Origin of the sequence: Arthrobacter pascens (genome assembly GCF_017052465.1) — a bacterium.
Classification (GTDB): domain Bacteria; phylum Actinomycetota; class Actinomycetes; order Actinomycetales; family Micrococcaceae; genus Arthrobacter; species Arthrobacter pascens.
In genome coordinates, this window is the sequence record NZ_JAFHKT010000148.1 from 197,717 (window position 1) to 217,515 (window position 19,799).

Below are 19,799 nucleotides of genomic sequence, written 5' to 3' on the forward strand. Positions count from 1 at the left end.
AAAAATGGGAGATCTTGCGGTAGATTTCTGCGGCGAGTGGTACGAGCCATCGGACGACGACGTCTTCAGCATCGGCCGTGAAGGCGACTTGGAGGTGGACGACAACCCCTACCTCCACCGCCGCTTCCTCCAGATTGCCAGGTACGACGGCATCTGGTGGCTCAGCAACGTCGGCAGCATGCTCTCGGCCACCGTGGCCGACGCCTCCGGCGGCATGCAGGCGTGGCTTTCGCCGGGCGCCCGGCTGCCCCTGGTCTTCAGCCACACCAACATCATCTTCACGGCGGGTCCCACCACCTATGAATTCAGCGTTCACGTGAAAACGCCCACCTTCCGGCAGGAAACCCGCGGGGACGACACCGCCGGGGACACCACCATCGGCCCGGTCGTGTTCACCGACTCCCAAAAGGCACTGATCGTCGCCCTCGCCGAGCCCATGCTGCGCAGGGACGGCACGGGATTCAGCGCCATACCGTCGTCCGCGGCGGCCGCGAAGACCCTCGGCTGGGCACTGACCAGGTTCAACCGGAAGCTCGACAACGTGTGCGACAAGCTGGACCGGGTGGGCGTGGCCGGCCTCAGGGGAGGGGGCGGCAAACTGGCCACCAACCGGCGTGCCCGGCTGGTGGAGCATGCCGTGACCTCGCACCTGGTGACCCCCGATGACCTGTACCTGATCGACAAGATGAGAGGGGTCGACGAAGGATGAGAATCCGACTGACGCTGCGCCGTGATCCCGCCGAAGCCAAAGACCTTGCCGTCACAGTGGACGGCCTCGCCACCGTGGCCGACATCGCGGCGGAACTCTGGACCGCTGATCCGGGGCGGCGGAACGACCCCGCACCGCCGAACCTCTCGCTCCGCATCGACGAGGCGTTCGTGGCCGGTGGCATGCGCGGCCTCGTGCTCAACCGCGGCGACCACCTGCTGGAATCGGGCCTGCGGCCCGGATCGGTCGTATCCCTGACGCAGGTCAGCGAGCAGTTCGGCATCCCGGGAGCAGGCCAGGCGGCCGGCCGCGGCCCTGCCGCCGCGACGCTCCGCATCCTGTCGGGGCCCGACGTCGGGCGGGAGTTCTCGTTGCCGTCGGGCGCCAGCTACATCGGCCGGGACCGGGACGCGGACATCCGGCTCACGGACCCTCTCACGTCGAAGCGGCACGCACGCATCAGCGTGGGCGAGAGCGTGGAGATTGTGGACACGAACTCCGCCAACGGACTGCAGATGGGCGGGCTGCCCATCACCCGGGCCACGCTCAGCTCCTCGGACACCGTGACGCTGGGGGACACCGAGATCACGGTGGTGCCGCTGGCCCGCAGCGGCGCGGCAGCACCGACGTCGCCCCTGGTGGACTTCAACCGTTCGCCGCGGGTGGTGCCCCGGTTCGCTCCGGCCCGGCGGATGCCGCCGGCAGGACCGAAGCGCCCGGACCACCACGCCTTCCCCTACATCATGCTGATTGCCCCGCTGATCATGGGCGCCGTCCTCTTCACCGTGACGCAGAGCCTGCTGTCGATGCTCTTCGTGCTGATGATGCCGCTGTTCATCGTGGGGCACTACGTGGACCAGAAACTGCAGAGCAAGCGGGAACGAAAGGAACAGCTCAAGGAGTACCGGGAGTCCATGGCGGCGTTCCGGCAGGATCTCACCGCCCTGCAGCAGGTGGAACGGGCCGTCCGGCTGCAGGAGGCTCCATCGGTCAGCGACACAGTGGACTCGATTTACAAGCTCGGACCGCTGCTCTGGACCCATCGTCCTGAGCACCCCGGCTTCCTGGGCCTTCGCTTCGGGCTCGGGACCGCGCCGTCGCGGATTCCGATTGAGGAGCCGAACACCTCGGCGACGGACGCGGAGTACCGGCTCGAGATCCAGGCGTGCCTGGACCAGTTCCGGGAGATCGAGGGCGTGCCCGTGGTGTCCCAGCTGCGCTCGTCCGGCGCCTTCGGACTGGCCGGCCCGCGCGGGCTGGTGGACGATGTGGCCCGCGGCATGGTGCTGCAGCTGGTGGGACTCCATTCGCCCGCCGAGGTTGCCGTGGCGGCCATCACCTCCACCCGTTCGCGGGAACGCTGGAACTGGCTGCAGTGGCTTCCGCACGTCGGCTCGAGCCACAGCCCGCTCCCCGGCGACCACCTGGCCACGGGATCGGCCAGCGGGGCGAGCCTGCTGGCACGCCTCGAGGAACTGGTGGAATCCCGCGAATCCAAGCTGCAGTCGCCGGGCCCGGCTCCCAGGCCCGGCATCCACGGCGACGACGGGGAAATTCCGGCCCCGGTGCTGCCCTCGGTCCTGGTCATCATCGAGGATGACGCCCCTGTGGACCGTGGACGGCTCACCCGGCTGGTGGAACGCGGGCCCGACTCCGGAGTGCACGTTCTGTGGGTGGCCACCGGTGTGGAAGCGCTTCCCGCCGCGTGCCGCGACTTCATGGAGGTCGACGGCGAACACGGCACCACCACCGGGCAGGTGAGGCTGGGACGCCATACGTACCCCGTCAGCTGCGAAAGCCTCGACGCCGAACTCGCGGGCCAGCTGGCCCGCATGCTTTCGCCCGTGGTCGACGCCGGGAAGCCCCTGGAGGACGACTCGAACCTGCCGCGGGCCGTGTCCTACGCGGCGCTGATCGGCAAGGACTTCCTGGACAACCCCGACGCGGTGGTTGAACGCTGGCAGGAGAATAACTCCGTCCGGTCCACCGCTGTCGCGAACCGCAAGGACAACGGATCCCTGCGCGCCCTGGTGGGATCCAAGGGCGTCGAGCCGCTGTACCTGGACCTCAAGAACGAAGGGCCCCACGCGCTGGTCGGCGGCACCACCGGCGCCGGCAAGTCCGAGTTCCTGCAGTCCTGGGTGCTGGGCATGGCCACCGCCTACAGTCCGGACCGGGTCAGTTTTCTGTTCGTGGACTACAAGGGCGGCGCCGCCTTCGCGGACTGCCTGCACTTGCCGCACACGGTGGGCCTGGTCACCGACCTTTCCCCGCACCTGGTGCGCCGCGCGCTGACCTCCCTCCGCGCAGAGCTTCACTATCGTGAACGCCTGCTGAACCGGAAGAAGGCCAAGGACCTGCTGGCCCTGCAGCGCGACGCCGATCCCGAGGCGCCGCCCTACCTGGTGATCGTGGTGGACGAGTTCGCTGCCCTGGCCACGGAAGTGCCGGAATTCGTGGACGGAGTGGTTGACGTCGCCGCGCGTGGCCGGTCGCTCGGGCTGCACCTGATCCTCGCGACGCAGCGCCCGGCCGGTGTCATCAAGGAGAGCCTGCGCGCCAACACCAACCTCCGGGTGGCGCTGCGGATGGCCGATGAGGACGATGCCACGGACATCCTGGGCGTGCCGGACGCCGCCTACTTCGATCCCTCCATTCCGGGGCGCGGCGCGGCGAAGACCGGTCCGGGCCGCATCCAGGGGTTCCAGACCGGCTATGCCGGCGGCTGGACCACGGAGCGGCCGCAGCGCCCGCAGATCGACATAGTGGAGATGGCCTTTGGTTCCGGCCCCGTCTGGGAAACCCCGGCTCCGGAGACTGCCGTCAGGGAAGAACCCGCAGGGCCCAACGACATTGCCAGGATGACGGCCAACGTCATCCGGGCCGCGGACATGCTGGCCATCGAACCGCCGCGGAAGCCGTGGCTCAATGAGCTGGCCATGACCTATGACTTCTCGCTGCTGCCCAACCCCCGCACCGACGAGCGGCTGCTGCTCGGCGTCGCCGACGATCCTGCCCACCAGGATCAGCCCACGGTCTTCTACGAGCCGGATCAGGACGGCAACATGGCCATCTACGGCACGGGCGGTTCGGGCAAGTCGGCGGCCCTGCGGGGCATCGCCATCGCGGCGGCCGTGACGCCGCGCGGCGGCCCGGTCCATGTGTACGGCATCGACAGCGGTTCCGCCGGCCTGACGATGCTCGAGGAGCTCCCGCACGTGGGCGAGATCATCGACGGCGACGACGCCGAGCGTGTGGGCCGGCTGCTGCGCTGGCTCCGCGACCTCGCCGAGGACCGGGCCGCCCGCTTCGCCGAAGTCCGGGCATCCACGATCGTGGAATACCGGAAGCTGGCCGGCATGCCGGACGAGAAGCGCATCTTCGTGCTCGTGGACGGCATGTCCGCCTTCCGGGAAGCCTATGAATACACGCGGCTGTCCGGGCTGTGGGACATCTTCCTGCAGCTGGCAACCGACGGCCGTCCCCTGGGCATCCACCTGGTTGTTGCCGGTGACCGGCCCAACTCCGTCCCGCCGTCGTTGCTTGCCTCCATCCAGCGCCGGCTGGTGCTGCGGCTGTCCTCCGAGGATGACTACATGACAATGGACGTCCCGAAGGATGTCCTGGGCAAGGCCTCGCCTCCCGGGCGCGGCCTCCTCGGCGGCCACGAGGTGCAGCTGGCCGTCCTGGGCGGCAACTCCAACCTGGCCCTGCAGGCCCGGGAGGTCCACAAGCTCAGCGAGGCCATGCTTCGCCAGGGCGTCGAGCGGGCTCCGCGGATTGAGCGGCTGCCGGAGCAGGTGGACCTGGATATCCTGCCCGCCGGTCGGCCGGACCAGCCCGTCGTCGGCATCGATGACGAGACGCTCCAGCCCGCCGTCCTCATGGCCAAGGGCGCCCTGCTGCTCGCCGGGCCCCCTGGATCCGGGCGGACCGTGGCGCTGGTGACCCTGGCCTACGCGCTGCGCCGGTCGAACCCGGATGCCGAACTGGTGTACATCGCCTCGCGGAGATCGGCCGTGGCGTCATTGCCCGTCTGGAACCGTTCGCTGGTGGGGGCCGACGACGTCGAGGAGGCGGTCGAGGCGCTGACGGACCATTCCTCGGCCAATCCGGGGAAGCTGGCCGTCTTCATCGAGGGGCTCACGGAGTTCACTGGCACCCTCGCGGAATCCGGCGTCGAGCGGCTCGTCACGTCCTCGATCAAGGCCGACCAGTGGGTGGTGGGCGAATCCGAGACGTCCACCTGGTCCTCTGCATGGTCACTGGCCCAGCCGTTCAAGTCCGGAAGGCGCGGACTCCTGATCAACCCGGGGGACATGGACGGCGACAGCCTGCTCAACACCTCACTCGGGAGGGTCAGTTCCGACTTCATTCCGGGAAGGGGCTACATCGTCGGCAGGGGCAAGGTGCGCAAACTCCAGATCGCCCTGCCGCCGGAAAACCGGCAGTAGGGATTTGGTGATCCGCGGGAGCGTGTAGGAAGATACCCGGGACAAATTCCGGCGCGGGGGAGCCCCGGCTCGCCCAGCAAAGGTAACCACATGATCCGATCCAACAGCCTGCGCACCACTGTGCTGCCCGGACTGGCGGCCTCAATGCTGGCGTTCACCGCGTCCGTTGCGGCCGCCGGTCCGGTGCACGCCACAGATTGCCTGCCGGGACAGTGTACGGCGTCGCCAGCTCCGCCTGCTCCGAGCACGTCCGCTCCTGCGCCTCCAACGGCCGCTCCCGCTCCCGCGCCTGCACCGGCACCCGCGCCGGCCCCCGCGCCTGCGCCGGTACCAACGCGCGCCCCGGCACCCGCGCCGGCCCCGGCACCCGCCCCGGCACCGGAAAGGCCGAAGCCCGCAGAGCCGATTCCGTCTGTTACTCCGGAACCCGCGGCAACCACGGCCCAGCCACGCCCGTTGGTGCCCGCCGCCAACGGTGGGATCGCACCTGCGGTTGCTGCGGTCCCGGTGCCGGCCGCCACGGCCTCGTCCGCATCCACCACGGGCGCCCCGACGTCCAGCGCGGCGGCGGATTCCGCGTGGACCAAGCCCATGGCATCCCCGACGGAGGGGAGCCCCGAGGCGGTGGTCAGCGTGGAAGACAACGGGCCGGGAGTCGGGATATTCGGCCTCTTCGCCCTCATGGGAGGTGTCCTGCTGGTTGGCATCGGCGGACTCGTGTTCGCCTTCTGGATCCGGAACCGCCTCGCCTCCCACTGGTAGTGGCGTCGGCGCACAATGTCCGGGGTGTAAGGCAAGATAGGTCTGTGAGCACAGCATCAGGCCCCACAGCATCAAGCACAGCGTCAGGTCCCACTGACATGGCAGCATCCGGAACTGACCAGCTCGAGCCGGAAGCGATTCCGTCCGAGTCGGTCCGCGACGAATACCAGAACCTGGCGGATCTCGTCAGGAAGTACCGGTTCGCCTACTACCAGGAGGACGAACCGCTCGTATCCGATGCGGAGTTCGACACCCTGTTCCGGCGGCTGGAGGAGCTTGAAGCGCTCCACCCCGAGCTGGTGTCCAACGACTCGCCCACGCAGGAAGTGGGCGGGGAAGTGTCGGCGGCCTTTGCCGCCGTCGAACACTTGCAGCGGATGTACAGCCTCGAGGACGTGTTTTCCCTCGAGGAGCTGGAAGCCTGGATCACCAAGGCAGAGGCGGGCATCGCCAAACTTGGAAGTCCCACTGCGGCGTGGCTGACTGAGCTGAAGATCGACGGCCTTGCCGTCAACCTGCTGTACCGGGACGGCAAGCTGGTCCGGGCGGCCACCCGCGGCGACGGGACCACGGGCGAGGACATCACACACAATGTGCTCACCATCAAGGAAATCCCGCAGCAGCTCAACGGCAGCGGGTTCCCCGCCGAGATGGAGATCCGCGGTGAGGTGTTCATACCGTCCAAAGCCTTCGCCGAGTTCAACGAGGCGCTCATCGAGGCCGGAAAGGCTCCGCTGGCCAATCCGCGGAACGCGGCGGCGGGCTCACTGCGCCAGAAGGATCCGGCCGAGACCGCCAAGCGGCCGCTGAAGATGTTCGTCCACGGGATCGGCGCCCGCAACGGCCTGCCGGGCGCCAGCCAGTCCGAGACCTACAAGCAGCTGGCGGAGTGGGGGCTGCCCGTCAGTCCGTACTTCGAGGTGCTCGGCAGCCTGGCGGAAGTATTGGAATTCATCGCCAAGTACGGGGACAAGCGTCACAGCCTCCTGCATGAGATCGACGGCATTGTGGTGAAGGTGGACGACTTCGCCACCCAGCGCGCACTGGGCTTCACCACCCGTGTTCCGCGCTGGGCCGTGGCCTACAAGTACCCGCCTGAAGAAGTGCACACCAAGCTTCTGGACATTGCCGTGAATGTCGGGCGCACCGGCCGGGTCACCCCCTTCGGGATCATGGAACCGGTCAAGGTGGCCGGATCCACCGTGGGAATGGCCACGCTGCACAACCAGGACGTGGTCAAGGCCAAAGGCGTGAAGATCGGCGACATCGTGGTTCTGCGCAAGGCCGGCGACGTCATTCCCGAGATCGTCGGCCCGGTGCTGGCCCTGCGGGACCAGCAGGACCCTCCGGTGCGCGACTTCGTCATGCCCACAGAATGCCCGTCCTGCGGAACGCCGCTTGCTCCCGGGAAGGAAGGGGACGTGGACATCCGCTGCCCCAATGCGCGGTCCTGCCCGTCCCAGCTCCGTGAGCGGGTCTTCCACCTCGCCGGCCGGGGAGGGTTCGACATCGAAGCACTGGGCTGGGAGGCCGCCATTGCCCTCACCCAGCCGGCGGAACCGGAAGTTCCGCCGCTCACCACCGAAGCCGCCCTCTTCGACCTCACCCGGGAGGATCTCGCTCCGGTGAAGATCCGGCGCGAGAAGCGGTCCAAGGGGGTCGGCACGGGGGAGTACGAGCTCGTGCCCTACTTCTTCAGCAAGGGCACGGCGAAGACACCGTCCAAGCCCACGGCAACCACCGAGAAACTCTTCAAGGAACTCGACAAGGCCAAAACCCAGCCCCTGTGGCGCGTGCTCGTGGCCCTGTCCATCCGGCACGTCGGTCCGAGGGCATCGCGTGCCCTCGCCAACCACTTCGGAACCATGGACGCCATCCGGCAGGCTTCCGAGGAGGAGCTCGCCGGCGTTGACGGCGTGGGCCCAACCATTGCCGCCGCGCTTAAGGAATGGTTTGCCGAGGACTGGCACGTCGAAATCATCGACCGCTGGGCTGCTGCCGGAGTGCGCATGGAGGATGAGCGGGATGAATCCACCCCGCGCACACTCGAAGGGCTGACCCTCGTGGTCACGGGCACGCTGGAACACTTCAGCCGCGACGAGGCGAAGGAAGCCATCCTGATCCGCGGCGGCAAGGCGGCCGGTTCGGTGTCCAAGAACACCAGCTACCTCGTCGCCGGTGATAATGCCGGGACAAAGCTGGACAAGGCGGAACAGCTGGGCGTGCCCGTCCTGGACGAGGACGGATTCCGGGAACTGCTGGCAAACGGGCAAAACACCACGGACGCCAATGGTGGCGAAGATTCAGACCACCTGGCTGCCGCAGCCGGGGAGGATGCAGAGTGAGCCAGGACCTGAACGGACTGCTTGAGGTGGCCAAGGCCGCGGCTGCCGCCGGTGCCGCAGTCCTGTCCACCCGCAGCGACCGGCCCCTGGAGTCGGGCAATGTCAGCAACAAGGGGGCCGCAGGGGACTGGGTCACCGCCTTCGACCTGGCGGCGGAGAAGGCCGTCCGGGACACCATCCGGACGGCCCGCCCGCAGGACACCATTACCGGCGAGGAACAGGGCACCACACGCCCCGAGCATCCGAGCGGTCTCCGCTGGTCCATTGATCCGCTGGACGGCACCACCAATTTCATCCGCAACATCGTCTACTACGCCACGTCCGTGGCAGTTGCCGACGCCGACGGCGTGTGGCTGGCCGGAGTGGTGAATGCCCCGGCCCTGGGCCGCGTGTACTACGCGTCCCGCGGCCACGGCGCCTGGCTCGAACAGAACGGCAGCCGGACCCAGCTCACCGGACCGGTAACCGGGCGCCCGGGGCAGATCCTTGCCACGGGCTTCAGTTATGACCCCGCCACGAGGGAGGACCAAGCCAGTGTCCTCGGCGGCCTCATGGAGGGCTTCGCCGATATCCGGAGGCTTGGCTCTGCAGCCCTGGACCTGTGCCTTGTGGCCGACGGCACGCATGACGCCTTTGGTGAACGTGGCCTCAACGAGCACGATTTTTCGGCTGGAGCGCTGATCGCCGAGGAAGCCGGCTGCTGGGTGCGCAGGCCCCGGCTGACCAGTCCGCTCGACGGCGGGCCCTCCGACGAGGAACGGCTGGCAGCCTGGACCTGCGCGGGAACCCTGGAGCTTTCCGGCAAGTTCCCGCTCTGAGCGGAACACCGGCCCCAGCCCGGCCCGGTGATACTTCCGTCACGGAAACGCCTGTTTCGCGCGGGGCACCCGGCTGGCGGACCTAGCATTGACAGGTGCAGCCGCAGATCATTGTCCGTCCAGCCGTCCCCGCCGACTACGGGGCGATAGCGCGTATTACCCGCGACTCCTACTTGGCGGCGGGATACTTTGACAGCGCAGACCACCCGTACATGAAGCAGATCCAGGACGTGGCCAGGCGGGCGGCGCAGGCAACCATCTGGGTCGCCGAGCGGGACGGGCAGGTTGTGGGCTCCGTTACGCTGGCCGTCGCCGGCGAGCCGTATGCGGACATCGCACTCGACGACGAACTCGAATTCCGGATGCTGGTGGTGGACCCGGCGGTGCAGCGCAGCGGTGCGGGCCGGGCGATGGTTGAAGCCATCATCGGGCACGCCAGGTCGCTGGACGGCATCCGCGCCGTGGCACTGACCACCGGCGGGACCTGGGAGAGCGCCCACGGACTGTACCGGAAGACAGGCTTCCATCGCGTTCCCGAGCGGGACTGGTTCGTGCCGGACACCGACATAAAGCTGCTGGTTTTCCGGCTGGACGTCTGACCGACCTAGAGTGGTGCCGACTCATTCCCCGGCCCATGCCCAGGTGCGAAACCACCAGGCCGGCATGCGGCCCCAGTGAAAGGCGCACCATGCGCAAGACCTTCGGCACCGGCTCCGTCTGGGAACAGACGCTCGGCTATTCCCGCGCAGTCCAGGTGGACAACACGCTGTACATCTCGGCCACATCGTCGAGCGGCGAGAACGGCATCGTCGGCAGCGACTTCTACGAGCAGACCAGGTATATCCTGCAGAAGCTGGAGACGGTCCTGGCCGATGCCGGCTTCGGCCTCGCCGACGTCGTGCAGTCCAAGCTCTACCTGACCGACATCAGCAAGTGGGAAGACGCCGGCCGCGCCCACGGCGAGGTCTTCGGCGAAATCCGCCCCACGCTGTCCCTGGTTCACGTGCTGCCGTTCCTCGACCCCGAGATGCTCGTGGAAATCGAACTGGTCGCGCAGAAGAGCGCCAGCTAGCACACCGGCCCCCAGCCCCCAGCCCCCAGCCCCTCCGCGAACTGGCAGCTGATGCCCTTAAATCCAGGTTTTGAGGGCATTAGCTGCCTGTTCGCGCTGCTTGGGTTAGGACGTCGGGAGGCCGTAGCGGTGTTCCGGACGGCCCGTGGTCCCGTACCGGAGCTGGATTTCGACGGCGCCGTCATCGGCCAGCGATGAAAGGTACCGCTGGGCGGTGGCCCGGGAAACACCCACCCGTCCGGCGACGTCGGCTGCGGAATACTGCTCGCCCGGCACCAGCGACTCCAGCACTGCCGCCTCGGTGGCGGAGCGCGGCTTGGCCGACGGCGAGACATCTCCCGGGATCAGGGCACGCTTGGCCCGCTCCACGGTGTCCTGATCCAACGCCCCGGGCTGGCCAAGGATCCGCCGGTACCGGGCATAGGACCGAAGCTGTTGGGACAGGGACTCGGCGGTGAACGGCTTCAGCAGGTACCCGAGGGCGCCGCGGCGGAACGCCGTCCGCAGCGACGCGGCATCGGACGCCGCGCTCAGGATCATCGTGTCCACGTCGAGCTGGTGCAGGAGATCCAGGCCCGAGGCGTCCGGCAGGTACACATCCAGCAGTACCAGGTCCGGCCGCAGGCTGTGGATGGACTGCAGCGCCAGCGAGGCCGATCCGGCCGGCGGCAGCGCCAGGAAGCCCGCTACCGAATCCACGTAGGCGGCATGGAGCTTGGCCACGTGGAAGTCGTCATCCACGATCAGCACCCTGAAATCCTCAGACATCATCGTCCTATCTCATCCGTCGTTCCGCTTGGAAGCCTGCTTGTCGCCCGTGCGGCCATGCGCGTCCTTGCTGGAATTCGTCGTCCCGGGAAGCGTCGCCATGAACACGGCGCCGGGTCCGCCCTCGCCGCCGGGCTCCAGTACCCTGACGTCGCCGCCGCGGCGCCGTGCCAGCTGCCGCGCGAGGGCCAGCCCCAGGCCCTGGCCCCCTGCCGGCCGGACCCTGCCGGACGCCGTCGTGAATCCTTCGGCGAACACGTCTTCGGGATCAGTCCCGCCGGGCAGCCCGTCGCCTGAGTCGGCGACGACGATGTGCAGGGTCCCGCCGTCGTCCGACGGTTCGTCGAGGAGCTCAAGTTCCACCCAGCGCTCGCCGGCCGAGCCGGCCACCGCCGCGTTCACCGCGTTGTCGATCAGGTTGCCCAGGACGGTGGTCACGTCCTGCGGTTCCGTGACCTGGCCGCGCACCAGGGTTTCCGGCCCGATCCGGAGCGCCACGCCGCGTTCGTCCGCCTCAACGCCCTTCGCGCCGACGAAGGCCTGCAGGTAGGGGTCCTGCAGGAGCTCGGCCTGGTCCACCGGGAATTTCAGCGGCCCGGTGGCTGCAAGCCGGGCCAGGTATTCACGTGCCTGCTGGTGCTGGCCGATGCTCATGAAGCCGGCGATGGTGTGCAGCTGGTTGGCGAACTCGTGCCGCTGTGCCCGGAGCGCCGTGGACATGGTCCCGACGGCGTCCAGCTGGCGTGTCAGGTGCTGCAGCTCGGTGCGGTCGCGGAGCATGACCACCCAGCCGAGGTCCTCCTGGCGGTGCAGGGCCTTGCGGGCGCTCGCCACCAGGACCCGGCCGCCGGCGATCAGTTCGACGGCTTCGCCCTCCCTGGCGTCGGCCTCCGTCAGGGCCTTGAGCTGCGGCGGCACCGGCGCCCCGGACCACAGCGTGCCGGACAGGTCCGGCTGCCCCAGGAGCCGCTGGGCTGCGGCATTGAAGACGCTGATGCGGCCGTCGGCGGAGACGCCCACCACACCTTCGTCCACGCCCTCCAGCACGGCCACCTGGTCGTGCACCAGGGTGCTGATCTCCTCCGGTTCCAGGCCGAGCGTGAGCCGCTGCAGCCGGCGCCGGAGCAGGAACGAGGCCAGCACCCCGGCCAGCAGCGACCCCGCCGCCGTCATGGCGATCGGCACGATGTCGCGCGCGAGGCTCTGGCCGATGGTCTCGGTGGAATAGCCCACGCTGACTTCGCCCACCACAGTGCGCGGCCCGGCGGTGCCGGAGCCGGCCCCGGAGCCCACACCCGGTGCGAAAACCGGCACCTTGGCACCGGCCGACGGCCCCAGGGTCCCGGTGTTGCGCGTCGTGACTTCACGTCCCGCCAGCGCCTCCGAGGGGTCCGTGCTGACGCGTTCGCCAAGCCGCTCGGCCTCGGGGTGGGCCAGCCGGAGTCCCGTTTCGTCCGTGATCACCACGAACAGGGCACCGGTCCGGCTGCGCGCACCTTCCGCCGCCGCCATCAGCGGGCCGGCCAGCAGCTGGTCCCGCGGGGGAGTGCCGGGCAGCCGGCTGATGGCCGCCACGTCCGCGCGCACGGAGGGGTCCGAGGCCACGGTCCGGGCCAGCGTGAGCGCCTGGTTCTCCGCCTCGCGGCCCAGGCGTTCGAAGGTCAGCCAGGCATGGACGGCTCCGCTGAGGAGCACAACAAGGAGCACCACGCCCAGCTGCAGCAGCAGGGTCTGCGTGGAGAACCGCAGCGGCAGCCGCCGGGACGGTCCGGTCATGGCGCTCCTCCTCGAGGCAGGACAAGGCAGGCAGGGCTGCCAATGGTATGGGTCAGGCAATATCGGGGAATGTCGGGGAAACAACACAGCTTGTGCGCAGGCGGTCCGGGCGGCCGTGAGCACAATGCGCAAAATGCTCCCAATAAGCAGTATGCCAATCAATTGAGCCAAAGGCACGGCGGTGACGGACGCCACTCTAACGTCTGTAGTGCGCATCACATCGGGGTGGTGCCGTTCATCAAGAAGGAGCCGGCTGTGCTGGTATTACTTGGATTCGCCATGATCGCGGTTTTCATGGTGCTGATCATGACGAAGAAGTTGACGCCAGTGCTGGCGCTCATAATTGTCCCCACCGTTTTCGGCCTGTTCGCAGGCGCAGGCCTCGGCATCGGCGACATGGTCATGGACTCGATGAAGTCCATGACCTCCACCGCCGCCCTGCTGATGTTCGCCATCATCTACTTCGGCCTGATGATCGACGTCGGGCTGTTCGATCCGCTGGTCCGGTTCATCCTGCGCAAGCTGGGCAATGACCCGGCCAAGGTTGTGCTCGGCACCGCGCTCCTGGCGGCGGCAGTTTCCCTCGACGGCGACGGCTCCACCACCTTCATCCTCACCACGGCCGCCATGCTGCCGATCTACCTGCGCCTCAAGATGAGCCCCGTGGTCCTCACCTGCGTCGCCGGTCTGGCCAACGGCACCATGAACATCGTGCCGTGGGGCGGCCCGACCGCCCGCGCCGCCACCGCCCTGAAAATCGACGTCAACGACGTCTTCGTTCCCATGATCCCGTCGCTGATCGCCGGCCTCGCCGTCGTCCTCGCCTTCGCCTGGCTGCTCGGCCTGCAGGAGCGCAACCGCCTCCGCGCCACCCAGCCGGAAATCTGGGGGACGCCGTCCACGGCAGAACCGTTCACTACCGACGCGTTCGACGGCGGAACGTCCGCCGGCGGCAGCCGCACCGGCGGCTCCGGTTCCGCACCCGTCCCCGCAGCGGGAGGCCCCGGCGGCCTCTCCCCGGAGGGATCCTCCGTTGCCGTCCTGGAACGCACCGAAACCCTCGTGGATGACAGCGACACCGCCATGGCCGACACCGCCCTGGACCCCAACCGCAAGACCCTCCGCCCCAAGCTGCAGTGGTTCAACCTGGGCCTCACCGTCGCCGTGATGGGCATGCTCATCGCCGACCTCGTCCCCCTGCCGTACGTGTTCATGGTCGGCTCGGCCATTGCCCTGCTGGTGAACTTCCCCAAGGTCAAGGACCAGGGCGCGCAGCTCGTGGCCCACGCCCCGTCCATCGTTGCCGTCGTGAGCATGGTCATGGCCGCCGCCGTCCTGACCGGCGTCCTCACCGGCACCGGAATGGTCGAGGCCATGTCCGCCTGGCTCGTGCAGATCATCCCGTCGGACATGGGTCCGCTCATGGCCGTGATCACCGGCGTCCTCAGCATCCCCATGACGTTCTTCATGAGCAACGACGCCTTCTACTTCGGCGTGCTGCCGGTTCTGGCCGAGACGGCCGGTCACTACGGCATCAGCGCCGCCGATATGGCACGTGCCTCGATCACCGGGCAGCCGTTCCACATGCAGAGCCCGCTGGTTCCGGCGATCCTGCTGCTGGTTTCGCTCGCCAAGGTGGACCTGGGCGACCACCACAAGAAAGTGCTGTGGCGCAGCGCCGTCGTCTCGCTGGTCATGCTTGGCGTCGGGATGCTGACCGGGGCGATCGGCCTCGGCTAACCTGTAGCTGCCCGCGGCCCCGCCGCGCGGCCGGAAGTGCCCGCCTGGAGCCCGCTGGGGGTCGTCAGGCGGGCACTGACGTTTGCCACGTAGACTATGGGGAAACCAACTACATTGCAGGGGAGATCCATGGCTGCGATCAACCGTGACGACGTCGCGCACCTCGCGCGGCTCGCGCACATTGAGATGAGTGCTGAAGAGCTGGACAGGATGGCCGGCGAGCTGGCCGTCATCGTAGATGCGGTGAAATCCGTCAGCGAAGCCGCCGGAGACGACGTTCCGGCCACCTCACACCCGATTCCGCTGAACAACGTGTTCCGCGAAGACGTGGTGGGGCACACCTTCACCGCCGAGCAGGCACTCTCCGGAGCTCCGGATTCCGATGACAACCGTTTCAAGGTCCCGGCAATCCTGGATGAGGCATAAACACATGACTGAAAACAACAGCACCCCGCTGATCCGCCTCTCCGCAGCCCAGCTTGCCGCCAAGCTGGCCGCCCGCGAGGTCACCGCCGTCGAGGTCGTCCAGGCGCACCTGGACCGCATCGCCGCCGTCGACGGGGGAGAGCGGGGCGTGCACGCGTTCCTGCACGTCAACGCCGAAGAAGCGCTCGCCGTGGCCGCCGAGGTGGACGCCATCCGCGCCGCCGGCGGCGCTGCCGCCGAGGAACTCCACGAGCTCGCCGGCGTCCCGATCGCCGTGAAGGACCTCATCGTCACCATCGGCCAGCCCACCACGGCCGGCTCGAAGATCCTCGAGGGCTGGCACAGCCCGTACGACGCCACGGTCGTGCAGAAGCTGCGCGCCGCAAAAATGCCCATCCTGGGCAAGACCAACCTGGATGAATTCGCCATGGGCTCTTCCACGGAGCACTCCGCGTTCGGCCCCACCCGCAACCCCTGGGACCTGGACCGCATCCCCGGCGGCTCCGGCGGCGGATCGGCAGCCGCCGTCGCCGCCTTCGAAGCACCCCTCGCGCTGGGCACCGACACCGGCGGATCCATCCGCCAGCCGGGCGCCGTCACCGGAACCGTCGGCGTGAAGCCCACGTACGGCGGTGTGTCCCGGTACGGCGCCATCGCCATGGCGTCCTCCCTGGACCAGATCGGCCCCGTGTCCCGCACCGTCCTGGACTCGGCGTTGCTGCACCAGGTCATCGGCGGCCATGACCCGCATGACTCCACCTCGCTGCCGGACCCGCTGGCCGACCTCGCGGCCGCCGCCCGGTTGGGCAACGTGGACGGCATGAAGATCGGCATCATCAAGGAACTCCACGGCGAGGGCTACCAGGCCGGCGTCGAGAACCGCTTCAACGAGTCCCTCGAGCTGCTCAGGCAGGCGGGAGCGGAAATCGTTGAGGTTTCCTGCCCCAACTTCAAGTACGCCCTCGGGGCCTACTACCTCATCATGCCGTCCGAGGCCTCCTCCAACCTGGCCAAGTTCGACGGCGTCCGGTACGGCCTGCGCGTGCTCCCGGAGGAGCCGCCCCTGACCATTGAGCGTGTCATGGGGGCCACCCGGGCCGCCGGCTTCGGCGACGAGGTCAAGCGCCGCGTCATCCTGGGCACCTACGCCCTGTCCGCCGGCTACTACGACGCCTACTACGGGTCGGCGCAGAAGGTCCGCACCCTGATCCAGCGCGACTTCGACGCCGCCTTCGCCAAGGCAGATGTCCTGATTTCCCCGACGGCCCCCACCACGGCCTTCAAACTGGGCGAGAAGCTGGACGACCCCCTGGCGATGTACTTGAACGACGTCGCCACCATTCCGGCCAACATGGCCGGCGTTCCCGGGCTGTCCCTGCCCGGCGGCCTGGCGGATGAGGACGGCCTGCCCGTCGGCATCCAGCTGCTGGCCCCTGCCCGGGAGGACGCCCGCCTGTACCGCGTGGGCGCCGTGCTGGAATCCCTTCTCGAGGAGAAATGGGGCGGTCCTCTCCTGGACAGTGCTCCTGAGCTGACCGCTTCACCGGTGGTCGAGCCTGTCGAGACCCTCGTCGACGCCCAGGAGGCAAAATAATGAGCACCGACGCAATCCTGAGCTTCGAAGAGGCCATGGAGAAGTACGATCCCGTGCTGGGGTTCGAGGTCCACGTGGAGCTGAACACCAAGACGAAGATGTTCTCCTCGGCGCCCAACGTGTTCGGCGATGAGCCCAACACCAACGTCAACGAGGTGGACCTCGGCATGCCGGGCGTGCTGCCTGTGCTGAACAGGACCGCGGTGGAATCCTCCATCAAGATCGGCCTGGCGCTGAACTGTAAGATCGCCGACTACTGCCGCTTCGCCCGGAAGAACTACTTCTACCCGGACACTCCGAAGAACTTCCAGACCTCCCAGTACGACGAACCGATCGCGTACGACGGCTACCTGGACATCGAGCTCTCCGACGGCACCGTGTTCCGCGTTGAAATCGAGCGCGCCCATATGGAGGAGGACGCCGGCAAGCTGACCCACCTCGGCGGCTCGGCGGGCCGCATCCAGGGCGCCGACTACTCCCTGGTGGACTACAACCGGGCCGGCGTTCCGCTGGTGGAAATCGTCACCAAGCCGATCGAAGGTGCCGGTTCGCGCGCTCCCGAACTGGCCAAGGCGTACGTCGCCGCGGTCCGCGAAATCGTCAAGAACCTCGGTGTGTCCGACGCCAAGATGGAACGCGGCAACGTCCGCTGCGACGCGAACGTGTCGCTGCGCCCGCACGGCCGCGAACGCTTCGGCATCCGCTCCGAGACCAAGAACGTGAACTCGCTGCGCGCCGTCGAACATGCCGTCCGCTACGAGATCCAGCGGCACGCCGCCGTGCTGGACTCCGGTGAGCCGGTCATCCAGGAAACGCGCCACTGGCACGAGGACACGCGCACGACGACGTCGGGCCGGGCCAAGTCCGACGCCGATGACTACCGCTACTTCCCGGAGCCCGACCTCGTTCCCGTCGTCGCCTCGCGCGAATGGGTCGAGGAACTGCGTGCCACGCTGCCCGAACCGCCGGCAGCCCGCCGCAAGCGGCTCCAGGCGGACTGGGGCTACTCGGACCTCGAGTTCCGCGACGTCGTCAACGCCGGCGTGATGGACGAAATCGAGGAAACCATCGCCGCCGGTGCCACGGCGTCCGTGGCACGCAAATGGTGGATGGGCGAGATCGTGGGCCGCGCCAAGAATGCCGACGTCGACCCCGGCCAGCTGGGCGTCGAGCCAGCCACCATCGTCGAGCTGAGCAAGATGGTGGAAGAGGGCAAGATCAACAACAAGATGGCCACCGAGGTGCTCGACGGCGTGCTCGCCGGCGAAGGCACCCCGGCCGAAATCGTCGAGAAGCGCGGCCTCGCTGTCGTGTCCGACGACGGTCCCCTCCTGGAAGCCATCGATGCAGCCCTCGCCGCGCAGCCCGACGTCGCGGACAAGATCCGCGCCGGCAAGCTGCAGGCCATCGGCGCCATCGTCGGCGGCGTCATGAAGGCCACCCGGGGCCAGGCCGACGCCGGCCGCGTCAAGGAGCTGATCCTGGAGAAGCTGGGCGTCAGCGCCTGACGCCTCCCCTCCACCCAACTGGGTCGCAGCTACGCCGTTCTGAATGCCTGGAACCGCGCGGGCTGTGACCCAGTTGGGGGTTAACGGGTTTTTGGCTCCATGTTCTCCACAAGGTCGCGGCCTTAAAGTGTGGACTGAGGGCGCCGGAGTCCCGCCGGTGCGGCGGAAGGACATGCCATGCCGGTTCCACACCCGAAAACATTACGTCGGGCCCTGCTTGCAGGCGCCGTGGTACTCGCCCTGTGCGGTGCAGGGCCAGCCATGGTCCGGGCTGCCGAGGAGACCGCCGGGCGCGGGGACGCTGACCCACAGCGCGTTGCCTCGCAACCTACGGCCACTCCGCCAGCGCCTGGTGACCGGGGAAAAGCGGAGGAAGCCAAAAAGGGCCAGGGCAAGGGGCGCGAGCTTCACAGCGAAAGCGTGGTCAAAAAAGGCGACGGAAGCCTGGAAACGCGGATAACACAGTTCGGCACCGTGGAGTCCGTGAGTGACACGTCGATCACGGTCAAGAGCGAGGACGGCTACACCCTGGCCTATGCCATCAGCGCCGACACCAAGATCCGTAAGCGGCCCGCAGCCGCTGCCGACGGCACCCCACCAAGCGAGGGCACCGCACCAGCACCCCAGGACGACGCCGGCAAGCGAGTGAAGCCGTCCGCCGCCACCGCCGCGGACCTCAAGCAGGGCGACACCGTGCGCATCAGGGGCATCAAGAACGGCACGTCGATCTCAGCGACGGCGATCGTCGAAGGCGCCGCTGCCAAGGGAAAGGGGCTCGGCCAAGGAAAGGGGCTCGGCCAAGGTAAGGGAGCCGGCCAAAGGCAAGGGCAGAGCCAAGGCAAAGGACTCGGTCAGGGCAAGGCCAAAGGCGAAGGCCAAGGCCAAGCCGATGATGCGCCTTAGTCGTGGACCAGGCGGGCCATGATGTCCTCCAACGCCTCGCACACCATCATCACGGACGCCCGCTTGAGGTTCTCCGGCCGGGCCAGGATGTCGATCCTGCGGCGCGTGCTGATCCCCCTGAGCGGGCGCAACACAATGTCCGGATTCAGCACGGGCCGCGCCGTATGCCTGGGCAGCAGCCCGATCACGCCGCCCGCCGCCACCAGGGCCGCCACCGTGGAGTAGTCGTTGATGCGGTGCACAATGTTCAGCTCACGGCTGGAAACGGCGGCAACAGCGGACAGCACGTCCGCGGGTGAGTAGCCCGTGCGGCTGGTCACCCAGGGTTCGCTGACGACGTCGTCCGGTTCCAGTGACGGCTGGGCGGCGAGCCGGTGTCCCGCCGGAAGGGCCACGTCGAGGGGCTCATGCGCGAGGGGAATCACCGCCACCCGCTCAGTGGGCCAGCGCGGGCTGTGGTCCATGCGGTGGGCTAGCACCAGGTCGTACCGTGCCGTGAGGGCGGGGAAATCCTGCTGAGCCACGTCCTCGTCAAACAGCTGGACCTTCGGCTTGTCGGACCCGTCCAGCAGACGCGCGAGCGGGGCGAACAGCGCCTGCCCTGCGCTGTGGAACCCGCTCACCGTCACCGGCGCCACCGTGGATCCACGGTAGGCGCCGATCGCCATGCGGGCATCGGCCATGGCGCTGACGACGGCGGCCCCGGCGTCCGCCAGCACCTGGCCGGCCTCCGTGAGGACCAGGTTCCTGCCCTCCTTGCGCGTGAGCGGAACCTCCACGCTCTTCTGCAGCTGTGCCAGCTGCTGGGAGACCGCCGACGGCGTGACAAGCAGTGTGTCCGCCACGGCTTTGACACTTCCGAGGGCCCCAAGCTCGCGCAGCATTTCAAGCTGGTGGATTTCCATGGCCCCATCCTATGCCTTA

Annotated in this window: 15 protein-coding genes; 12 read left to right on the forward strand and 3 right to left on the reverse strand. The window is 68.1% G+C overall.

The window, feature by feature from the left end; all coding sequences use genetic code 11:
• Positions 1-4 precede the first annotated feature (4 nt).
• From JYA52_RS17015 to JYA52_RS17045, 7 genes are all read left to right on the forward strand, one after another.
• Positions 5-709, forward strand: a complete 705-nt coding sequence (locus JYA52_RS17015) for an FHA domain-containing protein (RefSeq protein ID WP_205654386.1) — start codon at positions 5-7, stop codon at positions 707-709.
• Complete coding sequence (locus tag JYA52_RS17020; protein WP_205654388.1) at positions 706-5,163, forward strand: type VII secretion EssC family protein; 4,458 nt, start codon at positions 706-708, stop codon at positions 5,161-5,163. The genes JYA52_RS17015 and JYA52_RS17020 overlap by 4 nt, the downstream gene beginning before the upstream one ends.
• Before the next feature lie 90 nt (positions 5,164-5,253).
• Entirely contained in the window at positions 5,254-5,925 is a 672-nt protein-coding gene (locus JYA52_RS17025; RefSeq protein ID WP_205654389.1) for a hypothetical protein, read from the forward strand.
• A gap of 98 nt (positions 5,926-6,023) precedes the next feature.
• Positions 6,024-8,270 (forward strand): NAD-dependent DNA ligase LigA, encoded by a 2,247-nt coding sequence (ligA, locus tag JYA52_RS17030; protein WP_372433904.1) that lies wholly within the window; start codon positions 6,024-6,026, stop codon positions 8,268-8,270.
• Positions 8,267-9,088 (forward strand): inositol monophosphatase family protein, encoded by an 822-nt coding sequence (locus JYA52_RS17035; protein ID WP_205654391.1) that lies wholly within the window; start codon positions 8,267-8,269, stop codon positions 9,086-9,088. The genes ligA and JYA52_RS17035 overlap by 4 nt, the downstream gene beginning before the upstream one ends.
• A 95-nt stretch (positions 9,089-9,183) precedes the next feature.
• Positions 9,184-9,687, forward strand: a complete 504-nt coding sequence (locus JYA52_RS17040; protein ID WP_205654392.1) for a GNAT family N-acetyltransferase — start codon at positions 9,184-9,186, stop codon at positions 9,685-9,687.
• Between the two features lie 89 nt (positions 9,688-9,776).
• Positions 9,777-10,160: a RidA family protein gene (locus JYA52_RS17045; protein WP_205654394.1), complete on the forward strand. Its 384-nt coding sequence runs from the start codon at positions 9,777-9,779 to the stop codon at positions 10,158-10,160.
• A 105-nt stretch (positions 10,161-10,265) separates the two neighbouring features.
• Here the strand turns inward: JYA52_RS17045 and JYA52_RS17050 are convergent, their stop codons facing one another.
• Positions 10,266-10,928, reverse strand: coding sequence for a response regulator (locus tag JYA52_RS17050; protein ID WP_205654396.1), 663 nt, complete (start codon positions 10,926-10,928; stop codon positions 10,266-10,268).
• A 12-nt stretch (positions 10,929-10,940) separates the two neighbouring features.
• Entirely contained in the window at positions 10,941-12,704 is a 1,764-nt protein-coding gene (locus JYA52_RS17055; RefSeq protein WP_205654398.1) for a sensor histidine kinase, read from the reverse strand.
• 255 nt (positions 12,705-12,959) lie between these two features.
• Between JYA52_RS17055 and JYA52_RS17060 the strand changes: the two genes are divergently transcribed.
• From JYA52_RS17060 to JYA52_RS17080, 5 genes are all read left to right on the forward strand, one after another.
• Positions 12,960-14,444 (forward strand): CitMHS family transporter, encoded by a 1,485-nt coding sequence (locus JYA52_RS17060; protein WP_205654399.1) that lies wholly within the window; start codon positions 12,960-12,962, stop codon positions 14,442-14,444.
• A 129-nt stretch (positions 14,445-14,573) separates the two neighbouring features.
• Positions 14,574-14,870, forward strand: coding sequence for an Asp-tRNA(Asn)/Glu-tRNA(Gln) amidotransferase subunit GatC (gene gatC / locus JYA52_RS17065; protein ID WP_205654401.1), 297 nt, complete (start codon positions 14,574-14,576; stop codon positions 14,868-14,870).
• 4 nt (positions 14,871-14,874) lie between these two features.
• A complete protein-coding gene (gene gatA, locus JYA52_RS17070) occupies positions 14,875-16,464 on the forward strand; it encodes an Asp-tRNA(Asn)/Glu-tRNA(Gln) amidotransferase subunit GatA (RefSeq protein WP_205654403.1) in 1,590 nt (529 codons plus the stop codon).
• The gene (gene gatB, locus JYA52_RS17075) at positions 16,464-17,972 is read left to right on the forward strand and encodes an Asp-tRNA(Asn)/Glu-tRNA(Gln) amidotransferase subunit GatB (protein WP_205654405.1); all 1,509 of its coding nucleotides are present in this window, start codon (positions 16,464-16,466) and stop codon (positions 17,970-17,972) included. Before gatA ends, gatB begins: the two co-directional genes overlap by 1 nt.
• Before the next feature lie 177 nt (positions 17,973-18,149).
• Entirely contained in the window at positions 18,150-18,875 is a 726-nt protein-coding gene (locus JYA52_RS17080; RefSeq protein ID WP_205654407.1) for a prolipoprotein diacylglyceryl transferase, read from the forward strand.
• Here JYA52_RS17080 and JYA52_RS17085 read toward each other — a convergent pair.
• Positions 18,872-19,780, reverse strand: coding sequence for a LysR family transcriptional regulator (locus tag JYA52_RS17085; protein WP_205654408.1), 909 nt, complete (start codon positions 19,778-19,780; stop codon positions 18,872-18,874). The genes JYA52_RS17080 and JYA52_RS17085 overlap by 4 nt on opposite strands.
• Positions 19,781-19,799 lie beyond the last annotated feature (19 nt).